We start from the raw sequence: 24008 nt of genomic DNA on the forward strand, positions 1-24008 counted from the left end.
CGGTTGAGCAGGGAATCAGCTTTTGAGCTGGCGCCAGCCGACGCACCCTTAGCCGCAGCTTCCATTATTGTCCGTCCTCGAATTCCGCCTGAGGACAAGCTATTCGAGTTGAAATGAGACACAAGCTGAAAATTCGAGATTGCTGATTTACCGTCTGTTAACCTTAATAGCTGCGATCGTTTTCATCGATCTTACACGCGAAAAAACAAATACCGCAGCCAGCAATTGTCTGATCCGGCCTGACGGCGGGTCATCAAGATCAATCCGTATCCAGAGCTTGAAAGCGTCAGTGCATCACAGAATTATACTACGCCGGAACGGCTATCGTTTCACGGAGCGCATATCCGCTCCAGACGGAAATCCGGATTCCATTTTTTCTGCGATTGCTCTCTATTTCAGCGCAGTTCCGGACGGGAACCACTTCGCACTTTTCATGGATTTTCTCTTGTTTGACGCAATTCCGGACGGAAAACCGCTTCGCACTTTTCCTGGATTTGCTCTTGTTTGACGCAATTCCGGACGGAAAACCGCTTCGCACTTTTCCTGGATTTGCTTCTAGCTGGCTGTTCTTTTGCCGGCGATGTGAAGGTCCGCGGCAAACGGCCATGTGACGCTCGACATCGTCTCGATGCCCGACGCGCTGAGCGCGGCGCCGAAGAGAAAGCCCTGCACGAAGTCCGGCTTGACCAAATGAACCAGCGTCTTCAGCTGCTCGAAGGTCTCAACCCCTTCGATAGTGACCGAAAGACCCAACGTCCTGGACAGGCTGACGATGCCCTTCAGCAGATCGAGCGACTGCCGGTTCTGGTTCACATCGACCAGGAACGAGCGGTCGATCTTGATCTTGTCGAGCGGCAGCTTGTGGAGATAGCTCAGGCTGGAGTAGCCGGTGCCGAAGTCGTCAAGCGCGATGCGCACGCCGAGCGCCTTCAGTTCCTCGATCGACTCGCGCGTCAGCGACTTGTCGTCGAGCAACGCGGTCTCGGTGACCTCGATTTCGAGCCGGTGCGCCGCCAGTCCCGACTTGGCCAAGGCGTCCCTGACCTTCTGGACGATGTCGCGACTGCGGAAATCCTTGGCCGACAGGTTGACCGACACGCTGGTCTGGGCCGGCCATTTGGCGCATTCGGCGCACGCGGCCTCCAGCACGAAAGTGCTGATGTCGGAAACGATGCCCATCTCCTCGGCGAGCGGGATGAAGACGCTGGGCGAGATCGGGCCGAGGTCGGGATGGTCCCAGCGGCAGAGCGCCTCGCAACTGGCGATGCGCATGGTGCTGACAGCCACGATCGGCTGGTAGACGACGCGCAATTCCCTGGCCTGCACGGCATTGCGCAGGTCGGCTTTCATCAACTGGCGATTGCGGAAGGCGGCATCCATGGCCGCCTCGAACAGCCGCCAGCTGTTCTTGCCGAGTTCCTTGGCCTTGTAGAGGGCAAGGTCCGCCTTGACGATCATGGCGTCCGCGTCGGTGTCCTTGACCCTGGAAAGCACCGCGCCGCCGCTGGTCTGGATGCGCAAGCCGTGGCCGGCAACGTCCACCTCGCCCTGCAGGTCCGCGAAAATCTGGTCAAGCAGGGTGCTGAGATGGCTCTCGTCCTCGACACGGTCGAAGAAGATCATGAACTCGTCGCCGCCGAAGCGGCTGACGGTGATGCCCGGTCCGGCAATCGCCGCGAGGCGCTCGGCCACGGCATAGATCAGCCCGTCGCCGACCGGATGGCCGAGCGTGTCGTTGACGCTCTTGAAGTCGTCGAGATCGAGCACCGCGAGGCCGCACAGCCGGTCCTGGTCGCCAGAGGCCATCGCCTCGCCGACCAGTTCGTGGAAATAGGCGCGGTTCGGCAGCCCGGTCAAATTGTCGTAGCGCGCCATGAAGCGGATCTTTTCCTCCGCCTCGACGCGGGCCGTCACATCCTCGAAGGTGATGACGCCCAGTTCCTGGCTGCCTTCGCGGGCGGAGAATTCGTAGTGCTGGCCGTTGGCCAGCGAAACGAGCACCTTGCGGTCGCGGCCTTCGCGCAAGGCGCGCGTCAGCTGCGCCTCGATGTAGCGGCAGTCTTTCGGCGCCAGCATGCCACCGGCGACGCCGCGCATCAAAAGACCGTGGATCGAGCGCCCGAGCAAGGCATCGCCCGATTTCAGCGACATCAGGCGGGCGGCTTCGGCATTGGCCACCGCGACGCGCCCGTCCGGCCCCAGCATGACCAGGCCGTGCGACATGGTGTTGAGCGCGCGATCGAACCGGCGCGTCAGGTTCCTGGCCTGCTTGTGGCCGATGACGGCGGAGAAGAGCACGTTGCGGACATGGTCGGCGCTGTTGATGGTGATGAAGGTCAGCGGGATGATCATCAGGCCGAGCAGGACCGACGGGAAATCCATGCGTAGCAGAAGTCCGAGCGCGGCCGGACCGATGAAGGTCACGGAGAAAATCCGTACCATCTGCGGAGAGCCGTAGTTGCGGCCGACAACCGTGACCAGGGTCGCGATCGTCAGCGACGTCGCGGCCAGCTCGGCGAAGGGATCGGGGTAAACGTAGATCGATATGAAGCACAGCGAACCCAGGCCCAGGCCCTGCAGGCTGCCCTTGAGGATATAGATGCGCTCCCACCGCCTGGCCTCTTCGACATTGGCTATGGTGCCGCCTGCCTTCAGGAAGGTGCGAATGCCGAAGTAACGGAAAAGGCTGATTGAGAGCAGGCCGAAAGAAAAGGCCAGAAACAGCGGATTGTGCGTCCGCCAATAGATCATGAATCCGAGGATCCAGTAGCAAACGCCACCGATCACCAGCATGTGCGCGTTGTCGAACAACGACCGCACAAACTGGATATAAACATCCGCCGGGATGTTCTCGGTCTTTGTTCTACCCATGCCGTTGGCCCAACACTACGCCTTGTCATGCCACACCTGCCTTAAGAAAGGCTTAGAACGGCGCTCGGCTACGGTTGCAGAGGATTGCGGCAGACGGGACAGATCGGAAAATTCAGGGGCGCCGTCAACGCGCCGGCGCGATCATTCCGCTGCCCGAAGCGCCGGCTCCGCCGGAGCCTGAGCCAGACGCTCGATCAGTCGCGAGCGCTCGCCCGCCGCCTTGTCGGCGCTGGCCTGCCGGACGTGGCCGTAGCCCCGGATGAGCGCCGGCACGGAGGCCAGAGCCGTCGCGGCTTCCACCCTGCCCGGCGCCAACGCGCCGGCGATCAGGTCAAGATCGGCCTCGTACTGCCTCAGCGACTGCCGCTCGATGCGCCGCTCGGCCGTGTAGCCGAAAAGGTCGAAGGCGGTTCCGCGCAGGCCCTTCATCGCCGCCAGCAGCCGGAAACCCTTCATCATCCATGGGCCGAAGCTCGATTTCCGGGGCTTGCCGTCATTGCCGCGCCGCCCGAGGATCGGCGGCGCGAGATGGAACTCGAGCTTCTCGTAGCCCTGGAACTGCTTGGCGAGGTCGGCGGCGAAAGTGCCGTCGGTGTAAAGCCGCGCCACCTCGTACTCGTCCTTGATCGCCATCAGCTTGAAGAGGTTCCTGGCGACGGCCTCGGTCACCACGGACGAGCCGGGCACGGCCTTGGCTTCGGCGGCGCGCAACGTCGCCACGCGGTCGGCGTAGCGCCTGGCATAGGCAGCGTTCTGATAGGCGGTAAGGAAGGCGACGCGGCGGGCGATCACATCGTCCAGCGTCTCGGCCGGTCGGGACGCTGGCTTGCCCGTCTGGCTGACCAGGCCACGCACGAAATCAGGCTGATGCGCGGCGCGGCGGCCCCAGCGGAAGGCGGCGATATTCATCGCCACCGCCTCGCCGTTCAATTCTATCGCCTTTTCAACCGCTTCCGCCGAAAGCGGCAGGCCGCCATGCTGGAAGGCGAAGCCGAGCATGAACATGTTGGCGCCGAGCGAATTGCCGAACAAGGCCGTCGCGGTGCGGGTTGCATCGAAGAAATGCGCCTTGTCGTCGCCGGCAGCCGCCCGGATCGCCTTCTTCAGCCGCTCGACCGGCAGCGAGAAGTCGGCGGAACGGGTGAATTCGCCAGGCATGATCTCGGCAGTATTGGCGAGGAAGATGGTGTGGCCCTCGCGCACCGCGCCCAGCACCTTCTTGGCGCCGGAGACGACGAGGTCGCAGCCGAGCACGAGGTCGGCCTTGCCGGCTGAAACGCGAATGGCGTGGATGTCCTCGGGCGTCGGGGCGATGCGGACATGGGTGAAGACCGAGCCGCCCTTCTGGGCGAGGCCCGCCATGTCGATCATGCCGCAGCCCTTGCCTTCCAGATGCGCGGCCATGCCAAGCACCGCGCCAACGGTGACGACGCCGGTGCCGCCCACCCCGTCGATGATCGCCGCCCAGCCCTGGTTGCCCATGCGGAACTCAGCCGGCGCCGGCACGCCGTCGAGGGGATCGGCCCTGCCGGCAATGCCTTCGGCCTTCCTGATCTTGCCGCCATGCACGGTGACGAAGGACGGGCAGAAACCGTTGAGGCAGGAAAAATCCTTGTTGCAGCTCGACTGGTCGATCCGGCGCTTGCGGCCGAATTCAGTCTCGACCGGCTGGATGGAGACGCAGTTCGACTGCACGCCGCAATCGCCGCAGCCTTCGCAGACCAGTTCGTTGATGAAGACGCGCTTGTCGGGATCGGGAAAGGTGCCGCGCTTGCGGCGCCGGCGTTTCTCCGCGGCACAGGTCTGGTCGTAGATGAGCACCGAAACGCCCTGCACGTCGCGCAATTCGCGCTGGACGAGATCGAGGTCATCACGATGATGGATGCTGATGCCGGCCGGGAAATCGGCCTTGCCGGCATATTTGTCCGGCTCGTCGGTGACGACTGCGATGCGGTCGACGCCCTCGGCTCGCACTTGTCTCGCGATCATGTCGACGGTCAGGCCACCCTCATGCGGCTGGCCGCCGGTCATCGCCACCGCATCGTTGTAGAGGATCTTGTAGGTGATGTTGGCGCCGGAGGACAGCGCGAAGCGGATCGCCAGCACGCCGGAATGGTTGTAGGTGCCGTCGCCGAGGTTCTGGAAGATGTGGCCGCGCTTCGAGAATGGCGCCTGGCCGACCCATTGCGCGCCCTCGCCGCCCATGGCGGTGAAGCCGACGGTGTTCCTGTCCATCCACAGCGCCATGAAATGGCAGCCGATGCCGGCGGCGGCGATCGAGCCGTCCGGCACCTTGGTCGAGGAATTGTGCGGGCAGCCCGAGCAGAAGAAGGGCGTGCGCGAACCGATATCGACGGTGTCGGCGAGCATCGCCTGGAACTGGCGCAGCTTCGCCACCCGCGCGGCGATTTCTTCCGACGGGCCGATGGTGCGCAGGATCCGCTCGCCGAGCGCGATGGCGATCTCGTTCGGGTCGAGCGCGCCCTTGGCCGGAAACAGCCAGTCGCCGCGCTCGTCCTTCTTGCCGACGATCACCGGCTGCGTGGCGGTGCCGTAGAGGTTCTCGCGCAGCTGCACCTCGATCAGCGAGCGCTTTTCCTCGACGACGACGATGGTGTCGAGGCCGCGGGCGAACTCGGCGATATGCTGGAAATCGAGCGGCCACGGGCAGCCGACCTTGAACAGGCGGATGCCGATGCGGTTGGCGGCCTGTTCGTCGATGCCGATATCCTCCAGCGCCTGGCGGACATCGAGATAGCTCTTGCCGATGGTGATGATGCCGAGCTTGGGATTGCGGCCGCCGGAATAGACGACGCGGTTGAGACCATTGGCCTGGATGAAGGCCGAAGCGGCGGCGCGCTTATATTCATGCAGCCGCTCTTCCTGGCCGAGCATGTCGATCTCGTGGCGGATGTTGAGCCCGCCCGGCGGCATGTCGAATTCGGGAATGACGATGCCCAGACGCTCGATCGAGGCGTCGACCGAGGCCGTCGATTCGATGTTGTCCTTGACGCATTTGATCGCCGCCCAGGTGCCGGCAAAGCGCGACATGGCAAAGCCGTAGAGGCCGTAGTCGATGATCTCCTGGACGCCGGCCGGATTGAGGATCGGCACCATGGTGTCGACGAACAGGAATTCGGTGGCATGCGCGTTGGTCGAGGATTCGGCCATATGGTCGTCGCCCATCAGGGCGAGCACGCCGCCATGCTTCGACGAGCCGGCTAGATTGGCGTGGCGGAAGACGTCGCCGGAACGGTCGACGCCCGGCCCCTTGCCGTACCAGACCGAAAAGACGCCGTCATGCGTGCCCTCGCCGAGCAATTCGGTCTGCTGCGAGCCCCAGCAGGCGGTGGCGGCGAGCTCCTCGTTAAGGCCGGGCTGGAAGACGATGTCGGCTTGCGCGAGCTGCTTCTTCGCCCGCCACAGCTGCATGTCGAGGCCGCCAAGCGGCGAGCCGCGGTAGCCGGAGACGAAGCCTGCCGTGTTGAGGCCGGCGCGGCGGTCACGCTCGCGCTGCATCAGAAGCATGCGCACGACCGCCTGCGCGCCGGACAGGAAGACGCTCTCCTTGCCAAGGTCGAACTTGTCGTCGAGCGCGACGTCGTGCAGCGTCATCAGGCATTTCCTCTGCGGAGGCGCCTCAAATCAGGCAGCCAACGTCGGAGTGGGACGCCGCAGTCTTTCTTCCCTTGCGGGAGAGGTCAAACAAAATCGCAGGAGCCAGATAACACGCAACAAACGGTCTGGCGAGTGGCCGGCGGCGCATACAAGATCATGCTAACCGCTTCCTGAGGAATAAAAATTTCGCGCGGGCGCCGGCGTTTCAGGTCGCTTTCGAGCAATCCGGCTTCGGCTCGCCCGGCAGCCTGCCGTCGGGATGGCCGGCCAGATCGGAATTCAGCTCGTAGTTCGGCCCGATCACCAGCGGTCGGTCCGGCAGCATGGTCTGGTCCTCCGACGAGGTCATGGTGGTGTCGATGCTCTGCAGCAACGTGCCGCTCGCATCCTCGATGCGGATCGAGACGCTGTAGGGCTTGTCCTTGACCACGCAGGAGAGCGGCGGACTGGTGAGCGTGATGTGGGGCAGCTTCGGCCAGATCTTCTGGTTGACGATGAGCGGGTCGCCGCCGGCCGGGTTCTGGAAGCTCACCACCGCGACCTGGCCGTCGACCATCGGGCGCAGCGGCTTCAGCGTGATGACATAGGTGGCAATGGCCAGCCGGTAATTGAACTCGAACAGCTTGCCGGAGATGGCAAAGAGCTGGTCGTTGCCGGTGTCGCGGCAGGCGCCGAGCGCGATTGCAGCGATCAGGGCGGCGCCGACCAGAGCCGAACGCGACAGTTTGCTAAGCATTGGGAACCTCCCTCGCCGCTGTACGGCGGCGGTAATAGCGGTTTGCCTTCTGGCGGTTGCCGCAAACGGCCATGTCGCACCAGAGGCGGCTGGCGTTGCGGCTGCGGTCGACGAACAGCCAGCTGCAATTGGGACAGATCCTCAGCCTCGCCACCGTTTCGTCGCGCAGCAGCGACAGGGCCGAAACGGCCAAAGCCGCCTCGAAGGCGATCGGTGTTTGCGGATCGCCGAAAGGCTGGCCAGGCGTTCCGATCTCGGTCTCGCTGCCGGACAGGCCGCTTGCACAGGCCGTGAGGAAATCAGGCAGGTGGCTGGTCGCGAGCGCGCCGTTCGACACGGCGTGGCGGAACAGGCGATCAGTCGTTTCGCGAATCGAGATGACGGCTTGCTTTATCTCGCCCGGCTCCGGCGCCCGCAGCCGCCGGCCGCCGAGCTCGGCGGCGCGAAAGCCGCTCGCCGCCTCGGCGAAACGGGCGATCTCGGCCGGGTCGTCGAAACGGTCGAAGGTTTTTTCCGGATCGTTGCGCAATACGACGGTGTTCGCCGTATCGAGCGCAAGGATGCCACCGGTGAAACGGTGCGGGGTCCAGGAGACTGTCATGCGCGGGAATCTAACCGATAAAACGCATTTGACAAGTTAGATTCCGAATGCAACGGTCCATGCAGGGTTGCGTCATGCGACCCGTGGGATGCCGCATGCTCTATTTCTTCCAGCAGGTGCTGAACGGGCTGCATTCGGGCGCGCTCTATGCGCTGCTCGCCTTCGGCTATGTGCTGACCAACGGCATCCTGCATCGGACCAACCTCGCCTATGGCGCGCTGTTCGCCTTCTGCGGCCAGACGATGATCCTGACCGCCGCTTTCGGCTACCAGGCGCTGTGGCTGACGCTGGCCGCCGCGGTGGCGCTCGGCGTGGTCGCGGCTGTTCTCTATGCGGCGCTGATCAGCCACGTGTTGTCGCGCAGCGTTTTCGAGAGGCTCGCCGACCGCTCGCCCAACGCCATCGTGGTGACGACGCTCGGCATCCTGCTCTTCCTGTCGGAGGCGAGCCGCATCGCCGCCGACACGCACGATCTCTGGCTGCCGCCGATGCTCGCCAACCCCGTGATCTTCGCTGAGGGCGACGGCTTCAAGGTCACGCTCACCGTCATCCAGCTGCTCGATTGCGCGGGCGTGATCGCGGTGGTGGCGCTGGCGGCCTGGCTGTTTTCGCATTCGCGCTTCGGCCGCGCCTGGCGCGCCGTCTCCGACGATCCGAAAGCGGCGGCGATGTGCGGTGTCGATGTGCGCGCTGTGTTCCGCCTTGCCGTGCTGTTCGGCGGCTTATGCGCCGCCCTGGCCGGCGTGCTTGCCGGCCTCTATTACGGCAATGTCTCCTTCGGCACCGGGCTGATCTACGGCCTCAAGATCCTGTTCGTGACGGCGGTCGGGGGCTATCTGTCGCCGCTCAAGGCGGCTCTTGGCGCCGCGGCATTCGGCATGGCGGAATCGCTTTGGGCTGGCTATTTCCCGCTCGAATGGCGCGACGCCTGGATCTATCTCTTCCTCGTCGCCATGCTGGTGCTGATCGGCGCCGGGCGCGACCAGGCCAAGATCGCCTGAACCATCAGACTTTGGTTGCATGACGTTCGGTGAGCCTGCGGGGTTTCCGCCGCCGTGCCCGCTTCGTCCTGCCTGTCATGTTGACCTGCCGGACCACGCACTGCATACCGTTGGGCCAAGCGACGCGACACCGGAGGGGGATCGGGCGCGCCGCATGGCCAGGGAGGATATGCATGGCAGGGCTGCTCGCTCTATCCAGGACGATCGACCGCATCAACGAGTTCATCGGCCGCTGGGTGTCCTGGCTGATCCTGCTCGCGATCCTGGTGAGCGCCGGCAATGCCGTCATCCGCAAGATGTTCGATACGTCCTCCAACGCGTGGCTGGAGTTGCAGTGGTACCTGTTCGGCGGCGCCTTCATGCTGGCCGCCGCCTACACGCTGAAACAGAACGACCATATCCGCATCGACATTGTCTACGGCATGCTCTCGCGGCGCGTGCAGCACTGGATCGACCTCCTCGGCCACCTGTTCTTCCTGATGCCATTCGTGGTGCTGATGGTGATCTATTTCGTACCCTATGTGTCGCTGTCCTTCCGCAGTGGCGAGATGTCGACCAATGCCGGCGGGCTGATCGTGTGGCCGGCCAAGGCCATCCTTCTGGTCGGTTTCTTCTTGCTCGCGCTGCAAGGAGTTTCCGAGATCATCAAGAAGATCGCCATCATGCGCGGCGACATGGACGATCCCAACCCCTTCGTGTCGGCGCATGACCAGGCCAAGCTCGAGGCCGAAGCGCTGGCCGAAGAAGCCAAGGCGATCGCGGGCGAGGTCCGTCCGTGATCGAATTCATCGCGCAGAACATGGCGCCGATCATGTTCGCCTCGCTGGTCATCTTTCTTTTGATCGGCTACCCCGTCGCCTTCTCGCTCGCCGCCAACGGCTTGCTGTTCTTCTTCATCGGCGTGCTGGTCTCGCCCTATTCAGGCGGGTCGATCAACCTTGCCTGGCCGCTGCTGCATGCGCTGCCGGACAATTTCTACGGCACCAGGGTGATGTCCAACGACACGCTGCTGGCGATACCCTTCTTCACCTTCATGGGCATCGTGCTCGAACGGTCCGGCATGGCCGAGGACCTGCTCGACACGATCGGCCAGCTGTTCGGGCCGATCCGCGGCGGGCTTGCCTATGCGGTGGTCTTTGTCGGCGCGCTGCTTGCCGCCACGACCGGCGTGGTCGCCGCTTCCGTCATCGCCATGGGGCTGATCTCGCTGCCGATCATGCTGCGCTACGGCTATGACCGCCGCGTGGCTTCCGGCGTCATCGCGGCCTCCGGCACGCTCGCCCAGATCATCCCGCCATCGCTGGTGCTGATCGTGCTCGCCGACCAGCTGGGACGCTCCGTCGGCGACATGTATGCCGGCGCGTTGATCCCTGGCCTCGTGCTGACCGGCATCTACATGCTCTACATCCTTATCATGTCGATCGTCCGGCCGAACTCGATGCCGGCGCTGCCGCTCGAAGCCCGTACCCTCGGTCACGGCGTGATATCTCTGCTGGTGGCACTTGTGGTGACGGGCGCGATTTCCTACGCGGCCTATCGCTACCTTGCGCCGAACCACGGCGACAATGCCGATATCCTCGGCTTCGCCGTCGGCGTCATCGTCATCTATGTCGTCGCCATCGCCGACCAGCGGCTGGGACTCAACCTCATGTCCAAGTTGGCGCAGCAGGTGGTGATCGTGCTGATCCCGCCGCTGGCGCTGATCTTCCTGGTGCTGGGCACGATCTTCCTCGGCATCGCCACGCCGACCGAAGGCGGCGCCATGGGCGCCGTCGGCGCGCTCATCATGGCGGCGATGAAGGGCCGCCTGACGATGGACGTCGTCAATCAGGCGCTGGCCTCGACAACCCGGCTTTCCGCCTTCGTGCTGTTCATCCTGATCGGTGCGCGCGTGTTCTCGCTCACCTTCTACGGCGTCAACGGCCATATCTGGGTCGAGCATCTGCTGACCTCGCTGCCTGGCGGCGAGACCGGCTTCCTGATCGGCGTCAACATCCTGGTCTTCGTGCTTGCCTTCTTCCTCGATTTCTTCGAGCTCGCCTTCATCATCGTGCCGCTCTTGGCGCCGGCCGCGGACAAGCTCGGCATCGACCTGATCTGGTTCGGCGTGCTGCTTGGCGTCAACATGCAGACGAGCTTCATGCATCCGCCCTTCGGCTTCGCGCTGTTCTACCTGCGCTCGGTCGCAGCCCGCGTGCCGTACCTCGACCGGATCACCGGCAAGCAGGTCGCGCCGGTTACCACCGGCCAGATCTATTGGGGCGCCGTGCCGTTCGTCCTGATCCAGGTGATCATGATCGGGCTCACCATCGCTTTCCCGCAGATGGTCATGCGCTATAAAGGTCCCGCGGTGGAGCCCAGCACCATCGATCTCAAGCTGCCGGACATGCCTTCGCTGTCGCCGCTCGGCACAGCCCCGGCGAACAACAACGCCGGGGCGCCGGCCAATGGCGGCGCCCCGGCGGCTCCCGGCACGCCCGACCTGTCGCAACCGCCGAGCTTCGGCGACGCGCCGGCCAAGCCGGCCCCCGCGCCCGATCTCTCGCAGCCGCCCAAATTCAATTGAGGTTATCGCCATGAGAGCCATACGGTTGGAGGCAGTGGGCAGCATAGGGTTGCGAGAGGTCCCCAAACCCGTTCCCGGGCCGGAAGACGTTCTCGTGCGCATCGAGGCCTGCGGCGTCTGTGGCACCGACCGGCACCTTTTCCATGGCGAGTTTCCCTGCACGCCGCCGGTGACGCTCGGCCATGAATTCTCCGGCATCGTCGAAGCTGTCGGCGAGGCGGTGTCGGGCATTGCCGTCGGCGACCGCGTCACCGGCGATCCCAACATCGCCTGCGGGCGCTGCGCCCACTGCCATGCCGGCCGCGTCAATCTCTGCAGCAATCTGAGCGCCATCGGCATCCACCGCGACGGCGGCTTTGCCGACTATGTGCTGATGCCGCAGAAGCAGGCCTTCCGGCTGCCGGCAAATCTCAAGCCGACGCATGGCGCCTTCTGCGAACCGCTGGCCTGCTGCCTGCACGGCATCGACCTTGCCGCGATCCGGCCGGGTTCGTCGGTGGCGGTGCTCGGCGGCGGCGTCATCGGCCTGCTTGTCGTGCAACTGGCGAAGTTGGCGGGCGCAACGACCGTCATCCTGTCGACAAGACAGGCCTCGCGACGCGCGCTTGCCGAGGAACTTGGCGCGACCGCGACGATCGATCCAAGCGCCGGCAATCCGATCGCGGCCGTCGCCGGGCCGAACGGCCTGGCGCCCGGCGGCGTCGATGTGGTGCTGGAATGCGCCGGCGTGCGCGACACGGTGGAGCAGTCGCTGCGGATGGCTCGTGCCGGCGGCACGGTCGTCATCGTCGGCGTCGTGCCGCAGGGCATGAAGGTGGAGATCGAGCCGTTCGATCTGCTGTTCAGGGAATTGAAAGTGCTGGGTTCCTTCCTCAACCCGTTCACGCATGGCCGGGCGGCTCAGCTGATTGCCTCCGGCGCGATCGAGATCGACCGGCTGATCTCGAAGCAGGTCAGCCTGGAGGAAGCGCCCCAGGTCATCGCCAACCCGCCGGCGCCGGGCGAAGTCAAGGTGCTGGTGGTGCCGGGCCGGGGTTAAGATCTTCCATCGTTTGTGCCCCCAGCGCCTCTCTTCAGGGGGAATTTCTAAACTGCCGAAGCCGGCGCCGCCCCTCATCCCCCTGCCGGGACCTTCTCCCCATATAGTGACGGGGAGAAGGGACTGGGCCTACAGCTTGCCGTTGCGCTGCTGCACCATCATGAAGGTATCGTAATTGTATTCGGCGACCTGGGCCCAGAGATAGTGCTCCTTGCGGAAGGCCTTGATAGATTCCCAGATCTTCTTGAACGGCGCGTTGTTGGATTCCATCTCGGCGTAGACTTCGTTGGCCTTCTCGAAGCAAGCCGCCATGATCTCCTGGCTGAACGGCCTGAGCTTGGCGCCGCCGGCCACCAGCCGCCGCACCGCCGGCGGATTCACATAGTCGTATTTCTGCAGCATATTGGCGTCCGCGGCCTGCGCCGCGGTGCGCACCAGCGATTTGTAAGTCGGCGAAAGTTCTTCGTATTTTGCCTTGTTGAACAGCAGGTGGACGGTCGGGCCGCCTTCCCACCAGCCGGGATAGTAGTAATAGGGCGCGACCTTATAGAAGCCGAGCTTCTCGTCGTCATAGGGACCGACCCATTCGGCTGCGTCGATGGTGCCCTTTTCCAGCGCCGGATAGATGTCGCCGCCGGCGATCTGCTGCGGCACCACGCCGAGCTTCTCGACGACCTTGCCGGCAAAGCCGCCGATGCGCATCTTGAGGCCCGACAGATCGGCGACACTGTTGATTTCCTTGCGGAACCAGCCGCCCATCTGGACGCCGGTGTTGCCGCCCGGCAGGCCGAACAACCCTTGCGCCCCGAGGAATTCGTTGAACAGGTCGATGCCGCCGCCATGATAGTGCCAGGCATTCATGCCGCGCGCGTTGAGCGAGAACGGCACGGCGGCACCGAGCGCCCAGGTGGGATCCTTGCCCCAGTAATAATAGGCGACCGTATGCGCCGCCTCGACGGTGCCGGCGGCGGCGGCGTCGGCCGCCTGCAGGCCGGGCACCAGCTCGCCCGAAGCGAAGACCTGGATCTGGAAATTGCCGTCGGTCGCCTCAGACAGCATCTTGGAGAAGACTTCAGCGCCGCCATAGATCGTGTCGAGCGACTTCGGGAAGGATGACGCAAGCCGCCAGGTCACTTTCGGGTTGGACTGGGCAATGGCCGGCGTGGCAAGTGCCGCGGCCGCGGCGGCGGCGCCCACCCCGGACGCGCCGGCCTTGCGAATGAACGAACGACGATCCATTAAGTTTCCTCCCTTGCGGATCAGCTGACCGATGCGAGGGCATCCTCGGTGCCCTGATCGGTTGGGGGAGAAACATACACAGGCAAGAAGTCGAGTCCAGCGCCGTGGGCCGAGGTTGCCGCCATTCCGCAACCGCCTGCAACTATAGTCTAACGTTCTCTTTCCTGGCCTATGCGAGGCGGCCAAACTTGCCATGGAAAAGCCGCGACGGATCGCTTATTTTATAGGCAGAACAATTCCTTGGCCTGATGGAAACCAAACCCAAAATGCAGCAGCCGCTCGTCGCCGTCTCGACCGACGTCCGCCAGTTCGACAATTACACCTGGCACGCAGCCCCCCAGCAATATCTGGAAGCCGCAGTCGCGGGCGCCGGCGTGTTCCCCTTGCTGGTGCCGTCCTTCGGCGATCGGCTCGACCTCGATGAATTGCTGTCCTCGGTCGACGGCGTCATGGTGACCGGCTCGAAGTCCAATGTGCATCCTTCGCTCTATGGCGGGGACCCGAGCGAGGCCAACGGTCCTTACGATCCGGCGCGCGACGCCACCACGCTGCCGCTGATCCGCAAGGCACTCGAGCGCGGCGTGCCGCTTTTAGCCATCTGCCGCGGCATCCAGGAACTGAACGTCGCGCTCGGCGGCACGCTGGGTACCGAGATTCAGGAGCGCGAGGGCTCGCTCGACCACCGCGCGCCGGTGAGCGACAATCAGGACGAGCGCTTCGGCATCCACCAGACGATTTCGATCAAGCCCGGAAGCTGCCTTGCCGGCGTGTTCGGCGCCGGTGAAATCAAGGTCAATTCCCTGCATCGCCAGGCGATCGACCTGCTGGGCCCCAGGCTCCAGGTCGAGGCTTTCGCTAGCGACGGCACGATCGAAGCGGTTTCCGTCAAGGATGCCCGCGCCTTCGCGGTCGGCGTGCAATGGCACCCCGAATACTGGGTGAAGTCGGACAGCAATTCCGCCAAGATCTTCAAGGCTTTCGGCGATGCCGTGCGCCTGCATGCGGCAGCAAGGGCAGGCGCCCGCGCCGCAGCAGAATAGGGATAGCGGCGCCTCAAGCGCCGCCTTCCACCATTCAGATCAGAACTTGTAGCTGAAGCCGACGCGCACGGCGTTTGTAGTCACATGCGTCGGGTACAGGAAGCTGCTATCGGTTGCCGGATTGTCGGTGAATTTGCCGAAATCGCTGTAGCGATACTCGACGCGCGTCGTCCAATTCGGTGCGAATGCATATTCGACGCCAGCGCCCACCGTCCACCCGGCCTTGGTGTTGGATGAGCTGTCAGTCGTTCCGCCATCATCATATTTGGTGTCGAAGTGAGCGACGGCGAGACCGCCCGTGGCGTAAAGGAGGGCCGGCCCCATCGCATAGCCAAGGCGCGCTCGCAGCGACCCCTGCACGTCGATCCTGGTCTTGATGTTGCCAGCAAAGGCCGAATCCACCGAGCCGCTCATTCCCGAGGCTTCGATGTCGGCTTCGGCGCCAAGAACGAATTGATCGTAAGCCTGGTTGTAGCCGATATGAATACCGCCGAGGACGCCGTTGCTGTTCCAGGAGTCGGCCCAGTCGGAAGCGCCAGTGGCTATCGAGGAATCGTGACTATCGACTTTTCCCCAGCCATAGCCGAGTTGAACACCGGCATAGAAACCGCTCCACTCATAAGCTGCCGGAGCAGCAGGAGAAAGCACGTCGGCGGCGAAAGCGCTGGCCGGAAACAAGGCGATAATGGTCGAAGCGAGAAGAAAGGACTTCATTTAAGCACCCCAAAGCCACGACGAACTTATTCCACTTTGGTTGCATTGCAAGACAGGCAAGCACATCGCGGATGCTTTCCTATCCGAAGTTGCAAAAAGACCACGCCTTGGGATTACCGGCCGTCACCTGTCAGCGCCAGAAGCGGCGCGGCCGGCGCGTAGGATTCATAACCGTCGCCATCGGCAACGCCGAAGGCGACGATCGGATCGATGCCGTTCTCGCTGAAGGCGACCGAGCCGTCGGTCTGTTCGCGCCAGAATTTCGCGTGCTCGATGCCAGGCATCAGCTTGCGGCAGTTCGGGGCGACGGAAAGCAACGACAGACCGTCCGAGACTTCGGCGCCGCGGTGGATGGCGCAGGCCGCCTCATCGCCATTGGCGGTCAGCCGGTAAGTGTTTGTCGGGGCGACTTCCGTGGCCACGCTTTGGCCGTTGCCGCCATGCAGGAACTGAACGCCCCCGAACAACACGACCGACGCCACCAAGCCAACGAACAGCTTCACCCTATCTCTCCGCACATAACCAGATATGCAGAATCATTCCAAAGGGTTAAGTGGGCGTTAATAGATGTGGCGACGTGTGCGGATTGGAGCAATTCCAGGTCGGGTTTCCGTCTGGAATTGCACCAAAACAAAGAGATAGGCCGTTCGCCGTTTCCATGAAACGGCGAAACGCTTCAGACGCGCGCCTTGACGTTGAGCGTCTCAGGCACCGACGTCAGCGGCCGGCGCTCGGTGAACCAGGCGACGAGATTGTCGACGCACAGATCGGCCATGGCGCGGCGGGTGTGGTCCGACGCCGAGCCGACATGCGGCAGAAGCGAGGTGTTGGGAGCGTCGAGCAGAGCCTGCGGCACGTTCGGCTCATCGGCAAAGACGTCGAGCCCGGCGGCCGCGATGGTGCCGCTCTCGAGGGCGGCGGCCAGCGCCGCCTCGTCCACCGTCGAGCCGCGGCCGATGTTGACCAAGACGCCGTCCGAACCCAGCGCCGACAGGATCGCGGCATTGATCGCTTTCTCCGTGGCGGCCCCGCCCGGGGCAATGCAGATCAGCGTGTCGACGGCTTCGGCGAGGCCTTTCAGCGTGGCATGATATTCGTAAGGCAGGCCTTCGACCTTGCGGCGGTTGTGGTAAGCGATCGGCAGGCCGAAGGCTTCAAGGCGACGGGCGACGGCACGGCCGATGCGGCCCATGCCGAAAATGCCAATGCTGCGGCCGCGCAAGGTAAGCCGGCTCAGGCGATAATTGCCCTTCTCTACCCAGTCGCCATCGCGCAGCCATTTCTCCGCGGCGTAGAGCTCGCGCACGGTGTTGATCAAAAGGCCGATGGCGGTGTCGGCAACCTCCTCGGTCAAGACGTCGGGCGTGTTGGTGACCATGACGCCGCGCTTCGCCGCATGATTGGCGTCGACCGAATCATAGCCGACGCCGAAGCTGGCGATGATCTCGAGATCGGGCAGCGCGTCGATCATCGCCGCGTCGATGCCTGCATAGGAGGCGATGCCACGCACCGTGGCGCCCATCTCGTCCGTCACCAGCCCAGGGTCGGCGCGTTCGATCCGCACAAGCTTGAACGTCTCGTCGATGCGGCCAACGGCATGGTCGTTGAAATCGCCCGGCACCAGGATGGCGACCGGCAATTTTCCTTCGGCCTTGGTCATGCACGCTCCACCGGCTTGCCGGTCGACTGCCGCACGTGCAGTTCCGGCTTGATCAGTTCCTGCGAGGGCCGCACCGCCTGCCCGTTCAATTTGTCGAGCAAGGCGCTTGCGGCGCGGCGGCCGACCTCGCGCTGACCGTTCCAGACCGTGGTCAGGGCCGGCGTCGCGATCGCCGCCTCCTCGAGATCGTCATAGCCGGTCACGGAGATATCGACGCCCGGCACAAGGCCGGCGCGCGCGATGCCGTTCATCAGCCCGATCGCGACCAGATCATTCCAGCAGCAGGCGGCGGTGGGCCTGTCCTTCAGCGCCAGAAACTGTCCCGCGGCCTCGAAACCCGCCTGCTTGGTGCGCGGCCCGGGAATGCGCCAGGACGGCTTCACCTCCAGGCCGGCTGCCTCCATCGCGTTGAGATAGCCCTGGTAGCGGTCGCGGCCGGTCGAGGTCTGGTCGGTGCCGCCGACCATGGCGATGCGCTTGTGGCCGAGCGAGATCAGATGATTGGTGGCAAGAGCGGTGCCATAGGCATCGTCGCCGCGGAACACCGGCACGTCGGCGCCGGCGACGGTGCGCGCGATCAGCACCGCCGGCAGGCCGTTTTCCTCGGCCATGATGATATCCTCGGCCGGCGTGCCGATGGCCGGCGACATGATGACGCCGTCGGCGCCGAGCTGCAGCAGCGTGTCGATGAAGGTGCGCTGCTTTTCCAACTGGTCGTAGTGGTTGGACAGGATGAAGGTCTGGCGGCTGCGGTCGAGCTCGCTTTCGATCGAGCGCAGTATCTCGGCGAAGAACGGATTCATGATGTCGTGCACGACGACGCCGACGATGCCGGAGCGCGAGGTGCGCAGCGAGGCGGCGCGGCGGTTGTAGATATAGCCGATGGCGCGGGCGTGCTCCTTGATGCGCTCGCGCGTGGCGCCGGCGACCAGCGGGCTGTCGCGCAGCGCCAGCGATACCGTTGCCGTGGAGACGCCGAGCGCATCCGCGATCGTCGAAAGCTTGATCTTCTGTGCCAGTGCCCTTCGCTCCCCAGGGTCCTTGGATTCAAAATCTTTAAATTTTTTAAAACGGCCTTATGCCACCGGATTCGGCGTAAATCAAAGTTTTTTCGCCAGCGCCTCGGCTTCGGTGTCGAGCGAGGCGGAGTTGCGGACGCGAAGCCGGTGCTCGCGGTGGATGATGTAGAGGCCGCTGGCAACGATGATGGCAGCACCCAGCAACGTCCAGCGATCGGGGAACTGGTGGAAGATCAGCCAGCCGGAAATGATCATCCACACCATCTGCGAATAGGGATAGGGCGCGAGTTGCGTCGTGGTCGCCAGACGATAGGCCCGGACCAGCAAATAGTGGCCGCCCGCGCCGAAGACGCCCAGCATCAGGACGATGAGCCATTGAAAGCCGCCGTGCGGCAGCGCAGGCGAGAAGGCAAGCATCGGGGCCAGCAGCACCGACGGCGCCAGCGCCGAGAACAGGATCAGGCTTTCCGACGTTTCCGTCGCCGACATGCGCCGCGTCATGATGACGTAGAAACTGTTCGACAGCATCGAGCAGAGCGCGAATAGATGGCCGATGCCGAACACGCCCACGCCGGGCCGGGTGATGATCAGAACACCGACAAAGCCGGCGAGGATCGCCAGCCAGCGCCGCCAGCCCGCCCATTCGCCGAGCAGCGGCCCGGCAAGCGCGGTGATGACCATCGGGCCGAAGAAATAGATCGACGTGGTCTCCGCCAGCTGCAGCGTCTTGAGTGCCAGGATGTTGAACATGGTCGAGCCGAAAAGCATGCATCCGCGCAAGATATGCGCCGGCAGGTTGTTGGCGCGAAAACGTGCCGGCTCGCGCCAGCCGCGCAGGAAAAGGCCGACCAGCAGCACATGCACGGTGAAACGGGTCCAGGCGACGATCAGCGCCGAGACGCCGGCCAGCACCAGATATTTGCTGGAGGTGTCGAGAAAGGTGAAGCAGACATAGACGCAAAGCATCAGAAGCATCGCCGCGGGCGGCGTTGCGCTGTCGTCTTGGGTTCGGGAAACAGACAAATTCAGGCCGAAAGGAAAACAAAGGCGGAAGCCCACCTTTGCGGCAATCAAGGCCTGCCGGCAAGGCAATTGTCCGACGTGGCCGGACCAAAAGCGGCCACTGCAACAACGCCCCGGCGTTCAGCCATGCATGCGGGCGCCCTTGGTTATCTTGTCGACGAGCTTTTTGTCGCCGCGCAAGGCGATGCCGACGATCCTGGCATCGTCCGGCGCGGATCCGGCGAAGACGGCGCGGTTGGCGGCATCATGGCCGGTCGAAAACATTTCCTCGACATAGGCGGACGTCGTCACGCCACGCTCCAATGCCCGGCGATGGATCGTGCCCAGCGTCGCCGCATCGGCGGAGAGGACGATGACCGGCTGGATCGACATCGGGTTGTAGAGGTTGCCGGCGCGGTCGCGATAGGGCTCGCCGATGATTTCGGGGAACTGCGCGACGATGCCGCTGGTCAGGAACGCGGTGACGTTGAGCTTCTGCCACACCAGCAGGTCCTCTCTCAGGACAATTGCAATTTTCGTATCGAACACCAAGATTGAGACTCCGAGACGGCCCGTGACGGACGGGAAAGGCGATGGCGCAGGCTCTAGGCGAAGAAGCGAAAGCAGGTCTTGAACGTTCGTGCGCGGATGCGGCCAACGGCGATCGCATCGTTTCGGCGCCGGGCGGCTCGGGCCTCGAGCGCATCGAGGCGCGCTTCCACGGCAACGCCTTCGAGCTGCACCGGCACGACACCTATGCCATTGGCGTGACGTTGCACGGCGTGCAGCGCTTCCATTATCGTGGCGCGCTGCAACACAGCCTGCCGGGCCAGGCGATCGTGCTGCACCCGGACGAATTGCACGATGGCGGCGCCGGAACCGAAGACGGCCTGCGCTACAGGATCCTGTATCTGGAGCCGTCCCTGCTGCTCGACTGCCTCGGCGGCGAGCCGCTGCCTTTCGTCCGTGACGCCGTGGTCGACGATCCGGCGCTGCGCGACACGCTGTTGTCGGCGCTGGCGCCGCTGGACGAAGCGCTCGGCGACCTGTTCGTGGCGGATTTCGTTGCGCAGCTGGCGCAACAGCTGAAACGCCACGCCGGACAGCCGGCAAAGTCGACGGGCAAGACCGCATTCCGCGCCGCCGCGCTTGCCCGCGACTATCTGGAGGAAAATGCCGAGCGGCCGGTGCGCTCCGATGAGCTGGAGGCCGTCACCGGCCTCGACCGTTACGCGCTGTCGCGCCATTTTCGCGCCACCTATTCGACCAGCCCGCATCGCTTCCTGCTGATGCGCCGGCTGCAGCGTGCGCGCCGCATGATCGCCGAGGGAGAGGCGCTGGCGGAGATCGCCGCTGCCGCCGGTTTCAGCGACCAGAGCCATTTCAACCGGCATTTCAAGAAGGCGTTTGGATTGACGCCAGGACGCTGGGCGGCGCTGGTAAGCGCGTAAGCGCGATGCGCAGCATCGTCGCTCAACGGCGAGACGTCCGGTGATGGCCCTCAGGCGCGATGCGCAGCATCGTCGCCTTTCCGCTAAGCCGCCGATGCTTGGGTGGTGCGTGGAGCGACGATGCTGTGCATCGCGCTTAGGTCGCTCGAGACGACGCTTGCGCGTCGCTCGTTAATGGGACCGTCTCGCGGTTAAGCGACGACGCTGCGCGTCGCGCTTACGCTTCGTCCAACTCCGCGTCGTCGTCCATGAGCACCAGGTCTTCGTTCGACAGGTTCGCCTCGATACGGGCGAGCAGCTTGAACAGCGCTTTCTGGTCCTTCTTGTCGAGGCCCTTCAGCGCCTGCTTCTCGGTCTTCTTGACCGACTTCTCGATGGCGCGGATGGTTTCGCGGCCGGACTCGGTGAGGAAGATATGGGCCTGCCGGGCATCGGCGTTGGAGGCGCGCTTTTCGAGGAAACCCTGGGCCTGCAGCCGGTTGATGGTCTTGGTGATGGTCGGCGGGCGCACGCCGAGCCGGCCGGCGAGATTGCCTGGGGTCTGGCCGTCCTCGCGGTCGAGCGCCAGCATGATCTGGTCCTGGCCGGCGTAGAAGCCGTGCGCCAGAAGCCGCGCGGCGAGCGCCGTGCGCGCCAGCCTTGCCGCCGAATGCAGCCGGCTCATTGTCGCTGTCTTGTCCGCCTTGGCCATGGTCGTTCCCTCTTCGGCCGAACCGGCGCGGGCAAGCATAGAGGCTGTCCGACGGCTGGCAAATGACGATCTAAAGAGTCCGGCTTGCAGAACGCTTTGCCGGCAAGCATTGCGGTGCCCGCGCAGGTGATGCCAGATGTTTATTTCAGTTAGATGACAAACGACTTTTGCGCCGGAGAGATTCACAGCGGACGCTGGTGAAGGCCATTGGGCGCCCGCGCGGCTCCTGAGTTTGGCCCGCCTCGGCCGCCGCTGATCCGCGCTTGGCGCCATCCCGCCTAGAGGCCGGCCTGGTCCATCGGTTTGGCGCGTGCAAAAGCGCGGCACCCATCCTATATGAGGCCGACAATCCAAGATTTTCGAGGCCAAGATTTTCGAGGCAAACCATGAGCGATACACAGACGCAAATCCCCGTAACCGTTCTCACCGGCTATCTCGGCGCGGGCAAGACGACGCTGCTCAACCGCATCCTGTCGGAGAATCACGGCAAGCGCTACGCCGTCATCGTCAACGAGTTCGGCGAGATCGGCATCGACAACGACCTGATCGTCGAATCCGACGAGGAAATCTACGAGATGAACAATGGCTGCGTGTGCTGCACGGTGCGCGGCGACCTGATCCGTGTCGTCGAAGGCCTGATGAAACGGCCTGGCCGCTTCGATGCCATCGTCGTCGAGACCACCGGCCTCGCCGATCCGGTGCCGGTGGCGCAAACCTTCTTCATGGACGACGACGTGCGCACCAAGACCAAGCTCGACGCGGTTGTGGCGCTGGTCGACGCCAAGCACCTGCCGCTGCGCTTGAAGGACTCCAAGGAGGCCGAGGACCAGATCGCCTTCGCCGACGTGGTGGTGCTGAACAAGACCGACCTCGTCACGCCCGAAGAGCTGGAAAAGGTCGAAGCGACGATCCGCGCCATCAACCCGGCGGCCAGGATCCATCGCACCCAGCGCTCCGGCGTGGCGCTTAGCGAAGTGCTCGACCGCGGCGCCTTCGACCTGTCGCGCGCGCTGGAGAACGATCCGCACTTCCTCGACGCGGACGACCACGATCACGATCATGAATGCGGGCCGGACTGCGACCACGACCACCATCATCATGACGGCCACGATCATCACCATCACCACCATGCCTCCGACATCCACGACGTGACGGTGAAGTCGGTGTCGCTGCGCGGCGGCGAGATGGACCCGAAGAAATTCTTCCCCTGGATCGAGAAAGTGACCCAGATGGAAGGACCTAACATCCTGCGGCTGAAGGGCATCATCGCGCTGAAGGGCGACGAGGACCGCTACGTTCTGCAAGGCGTGCACATGATCCTCGAAGGCGACCACCAGCGCGCATGGAAGGACGGCGAGAAACACGAAAGCCGGCTGGTCTTCATCGGCCGCGATCTCGACGCCGAGCGGTTGCGCAAGAGTTTTGAAGCCTGCCAAGCGGCTTGATTTCCTGACTTTCAGGCGCTAGCGCTGCCCCTTCGTCCTTCTCTCCTTGTGGGAGAAGGTGGCCTCGCGAAGCGAGGTCGGATGAGGGTGCTCCAGCTTGGCAGCGACGGCGATCCGTTCCCCCCTCATCCGTCTTGGCGCTACGCGCCAATCCACCTTCTCCCACAAGGGGGAGAAGGTGGAGCCACACCCAGCCGCGCTGGCTAATCTCGAACGGACCGCTTGCATGCCCACAGTCGCCCCGCTTGATCTCGAAGGCCATTGCGTTGCGGCCGTGTTCCTCAACGACGTGCCGCATTTCGCTTTGGCCGATGGCGCGATCCATCGGTTGGACAATGGACAAAAGACGGTGCAGGCCAATGACGGCCTGCTTGCCACCTTCCACGACGCGGCCAACGACCGGCTGATCACCGGCGGCGAGGACGGCAAGGTGTTTGCCGTGAAGGCCGGTGGCGAGGTGGACGAACTGGCCAGCGCCGGCAAAAAGTGGATCACCAGCGTCGCCTCGGGGCCGCAGGGCGCTATCGCCTATGCCTCGGGCAAGACCGCCTTCGTGCGTTTCGCCGACGGCAAGATCAAGGAATTTAACCATCCGCGCTCGGTGGAGGGGCTCGCCTTCTCGCCGAAGGGCATGCGTTTCGGCGTCGCCCGCTACAATGGCGCGACGCTGCATTTCCCGGCCGCCGAGGGCAAGCCGGTGGAGCTCGAATGGGCCGGTGCCCATACCGGCATCATCTTTTCGCCGGACGGCGCCTTCCTCGTCACCACCATGCAGGAAAACGCGCTGCATGGCTGGAAGCTTGCCGACGGCAAGCACATGCGCATGAGCGGCTATCCGGGCAAGGTGAAAAGCCTGTCCTGGAGCGTGAAGGGCAAATGGCTGGCGAGCTCGGGCGCGCCGGCGGCGATCGTCTGGCCCTTCGCCAGCAAAGACGGGCCGATGGGCAAGGCGCCGCTGGAGCTCGGCACGCGCGGCAACACCATGGTGACATGCGTTGCCTGCCATCCGAGCCAGGATGTCGTGGCGATCGGCTACGAAGACGGCATGGTGATCGCGGCGCGCTTCGCCGACGCCAAGGAAGTGCTGCTGCGCCGCCCCGGCAAGGGCGCCATCACGTCGATGATGTGGGACAAGGAAGAACGCCGCGTCGTGTTCGGCAGCGCCGCCGGCGATTGCGGCGTGATCGATATCGCTGCGTAGGCAGTAGGGAATAGCTTAGGGACGACGGCACCTACTGCCTACTGCCTACTGCCTACTGCCTACTGCCTACTGCCTACTGCCTACTGCCTACTGCCTACTGCCTACTGCCTACTG

The 24008-nt window shown here is 64.0% G+C and carries 19 protein-coding genes and 1 pseudogene; 8 read left to right on the forward strand and 12 right to left on the reverse strand.

From position 1 onward, the window contains the following. Positions 1–555: 555 nt before the first annotated feature. The 4 genes and pseudogenes from FJ417_RS30920 to FJ417_RS30935 all read right to left on the reverse strand — a co-directional run bounded on the left by FJ417_RS30920 (position 556) and on the right by FJ417_RS30935 (position 7826). A complete protein-coding gene (locus FJ417_RS30920; RefSeq protein WP_140650634.1) occupies positions 556–2871 on the reverse strand; it encodes an EAL domain-containing protein in 2316 nt (771 codons plus the stop codon). 141 nt (positions 2872–3012) lie between these two features. Further along, positions 3013–6498 (reverse strand): annotated as a pseudogene (locus FJ417_RS30925) (indolepyruvate ferredoxin oxidoreductase family protein); the annotation flags it as partial. 196 nt (positions 6499–6694) lie between these two features. Beyond that, positions 6695–7225 (reverse strand): hypothetical protein, encoded by a 531-nt coding sequence (locus tag FJ417_RS30930; RefSeq protein ID WP_140786060.1) that lies wholly within the window; start codon positions 7223–7225, stop codon positions 6695–6697. Beyond that, the gene (locus tag FJ417_RS30935; protein WP_140786061.1) at positions 7218–7826 is read right to left on the reverse strand and encodes a CGNR zinc finger domain-containing protein; all 609 of its coding nucleotides are present in this window, start codon (positions 7824–7826) and stop codon (positions 7218–7220) included. Before FJ417_RS30935 ends, FJ417_RS30930 begins: the two co-directional genes overlap by 8 nt. A gap of 95 nt (positions 7827–7921) precedes the next feature. On the opposite strand from FJ417_RS30935, the gene FJ417_RS30940 reads away from it, so the two are divergent. The 4 genes from FJ417_RS30940 to FJ417_RS30955 all read left to right on the forward strand — a co-directional run bounded on the left by FJ417_RS30940 (position 7922) and on the right by FJ417_RS30955 (position 12432). Further along, entirely contained in the window at positions 7922–8827 is a 906-nt protein-coding gene (locus tag FJ417_RS30940; RefSeq protein WP_140650646.1) for a branched-chain amino acid ABC transporter permease, read from the forward strand. Between the two features lie 173 nt (positions 8828–9000). Beyond that, positions 9001–9606 (forward strand): TRAP transporter small permease subunit, encoded by a 606-nt coding sequence (locus FJ417_RS30945; RefSeq protein ID WP_140786062.1) that lies wholly within the window; start codon positions 9001–9003, stop codon positions 9604–9606. After that, a complete protein-coding gene (locus tag FJ417_RS30950) occupies positions 9606–11393 on the forward strand; it encodes a TRAP transporter large permease subunit (protein ID WP_140786068.1) in 1788 nt (595 codons plus the stop codon). The genes FJ417_RS30945 and FJ417_RS30950 overlap by 1 nt, the downstream gene beginning before the upstream one ends. 10 nt (positions 11394–11403) lie before the next feature. Next, entirely contained in the window at positions 11404–12432 is a 1029-nt protein-coding gene (locus FJ417_RS30955) for a zinc-dependent alcohol dehydrogenase family protein (RefSeq protein WP_140786063.1), read from the forward strand. Between the two features lie 129 nt (positions 12433–12561). Here the strand turns inward: FJ417_RS30955 and FJ417_RS30960 are convergent, their stop codons facing one another. Continuing rightward, complete coding sequence (locus FJ417_RS30960) at positions 12562–13671, reverse strand: TRAP transporter substrate-binding protein (RefSeq protein ID WP_140644711.1); 1110 nt, start codon at positions 13669–13671, stop codon at positions 12562–12564. Positions 13672–13937: 266 nt separating this feature from the next. Here FJ417_RS30960 and FJ417_RS30965 point away from each other — a divergent pair, with 266 nt between their 5' ends. Continuing rightward, positions 13938–14711 carry a gamma-glutamyl-gamma-aminobutyrate hydrolase family protein gene (locus FJ417_RS30965; protein WP_140786064.1) on the forward strand — a complete coding sequence of 258 codons (774 nt, stop codon included), beginning with the start codon at positions 13938–13940 and terminating at the stop codon, positions 14709–14711. A gap of 39 nt (positions 14712–14750) precedes the next feature. On the opposite strand, the gene FJ417_RS30970 is transcribed toward FJ417_RS30965, so the two are convergent. The 6 genes from FJ417_RS30970 to FJ417_RS30995 form a co-directional block, all read right to left on the reverse strand. After that, complete coding sequence (locus tag FJ417_RS30970) at positions 14751–15389, reverse strand: outer membrane protein (protein WP_181175211.1); 639 nt, start codon at positions 15387–15389, stop codon at positions 14751–14753. 149 nt (positions 15390–15538) lie between these two features. Then, a complete protein-coding gene (locus FJ417_RS30975; protein WP_140702276.1) occupies positions 15539–15928 on the reverse strand; it encodes a hypothetical protein in 390 nt (129 codons plus the stop codon). Between the two features lie 173 nt (positions 15929–16101). Beyond that, a complete protein-coding gene (locus FJ417_RS30980) occupies positions 16102–17085 on the reverse strand; it encodes a 2-hydroxyacid dehydrogenase (RefSeq protein WP_140786065.1) in 984 nt (327 codons plus the stop codon). Beyond that, positions 17082–18104 carry a LacI family DNA-binding transcriptional regulator gene (locus FJ417_RS30985; RefSeq protein ID WP_140644706.1) on the reverse strand — a complete coding sequence of 341 codons (1023 nt, stop codon included), beginning with the start codon at positions 18102–18104 and terminating at the stop codon, positions 17082–17084. Before FJ417_RS30985 ends, FJ417_RS30980 begins: the two co-directional genes overlap by 4 nt. An 81-nt stretch (positions 18105–18185) precedes the next feature. Next, positions 18186–19070: a DMT family transporter gene (locus FJ417_RS30990; RefSeq protein WP_140786069.1), complete on the reverse strand. Its 885-nt coding sequence runs from the start codon at positions 19068–19070 to the stop codon at positions 18186–18188. A 177-nt stretch (positions 19071–19247) separates the two neighbouring features. Beyond that, positions 19248–19655, reverse strand: a complete 408-nt coding sequence (locus FJ417_RS30995) for a DUF2000 family protein (protein ID WP_140786066.1) — start codon at positions 19653–19655, stop codon at positions 19248–19250. Positions 19656–19699: 44 nt separating this feature from the next. Between FJ417_RS30995 and FJ417_RS31000 the strand changes: the two genes are divergently transcribed. Then, entirely contained in the window at positions 19700–20557 is an 858-nt protein-coding gene (locus FJ417_RS31000; protein ID WP_140702273.1) for an AraC family transcriptional regulator, read from the forward strand. Between the two features lie 217 nt (positions 20558–20774). On the opposite strand, the gene FJ417_RS31005 is transcribed toward FJ417_RS31000, so the two are convergent. Then, positions 20775–21248 carry a MarR family transcriptional regulator gene (locus FJ417_RS31005; RefSeq protein WP_040988911.1) on the reverse strand — a complete coding sequence of 158 codons (474 nt, stop codon included), beginning with the start codon at positions 21246–21248 and terminating at the stop codon, positions 20775–20777. Between the two features lie 386 nt (positions 21249–21634). Here FJ417_RS31005 and FJ417_RS31010 point away from each other — a divergent pair, with 386 nt between their 5' ends. After that, positions 21635–22693 carry a GTP-binding protein gene (locus tag FJ417_RS31010; protein ID WP_140644702.1) on the forward strand — a complete coding sequence of 353 codons (1059 nt, stop codon included), beginning with the start codon at positions 21635–21637 and terminating at the stop codon, positions 22691–22693. Between the two features lie 226 nt (positions 22694–22919). After that, positions 22920–23894, forward strand: a complete 975-nt coding sequence (locus FJ417_RS31015; RefSeq protein ID WP_140786067.1) for a WD40 repeat domain-containing protein — start codon at positions 22920–22922, stop codon at positions 23892–23894. Positions 23895–24008: the final 114 nt, after the last annotated feature.

The organism is Mesorhizobium sp. B3-1-7 (assembly GCF_006439385.1).
GTDB lineage: Bacteria > Pseudomonadota > Alphaproteobacteria > Rhizobiales > Rhizobiaceae > Mesorhizobium.